General features: G+C 30.8%; 1 protein-coding gene. It reads right to left on the reverse strand.

Going from position 1 to position 796, the window contains the following annotated elements; all coding sequences use genetic code 11:
• Window positions 1-145: 145 nt before the first annotated feature.
• Window positions 146-724 carry a hypothetical protein gene (locus CXF59_RS00100; RefSeq protein ID WP_101135710.1) on the reverse strand — a complete coding sequence of 193 codons (579 nt, stop codon included), beginning with the start codon at window positions 722-724 and terminating at the stop codon, window positions 146-148.
• Window positions 725-796: the final 72 nt, after the last annotated feature.

Here is a 796-nt window from a genome sequence, read left to right on the forward strand (position 1 = left end):
CAACGTTTCGCAGCTTGCAGAAGTGGCGGATTAAGGAAGCCTAAACTTTCGTTTAAACACTGACTTTGCAAATACAAAACCAACTTTAAATTAAGCCCAAAACCCGCCATTTTTGCAAACTGCTGTTGTGCGTTCGGTTTTTTATTTAAAATCTATATCCAATTCTTAAATGAATGTTTGCGGCAGTTTCTCCTTCATTTTTTGCATATCCTACGCTTTTGGCAAAAATGTATCTATAACCAATACCAATTCCAGTTTCATATGTAAAATGATTTCCAATATTTCTTTTTATTCCCCAAGTTGGAATTATTGAAATTTGGTCTGCGATTTCTATATTGTCATAATTAGATATTACAAATAAATTTGGATGATAGCTTGTTTGAATTGTAAGGAAATTTCCGCTATTTCCACTTATTTTTTTCGATTTAGAAATTCTTTTTTCTAAATTATAATACCATCTTGGTTCTACAGTTATAACAGGTGTAATTAAGTATCCATTTTTAGGATAAAAACTACCACCAAAAAGACCTGCATCCATTCCGACTTCTGCTCTTAATGCAATTTCATTTGATAATTTTACTTCACGATGTGCATAAATTCCTAAAACACCAACTTGTATTCCATAAGTCGATTTTTCAACACTTGCATCTTGTGCATTAGAAATAATTGTAAATAGGCAAATTGATAAAGTAAATATCATTTTTGCAGTTTGTCCTGTCTTCATAAAAATTAATTTGTTTTAGTTATTTTAAGTTTATTTCTCTTTTTTTATGCACGTTCGCCCAAAACTGACGCA

The sequence above is a fragment of the Flavobacterium sp. ALD4 genome, from assembly GCF_002836475.1.
Classification (GTDB): Bacteria; Bacteroidota; Bacteroidia; order Flavobacteriales; family Flavobacteriaceae; genus Flavobacterium.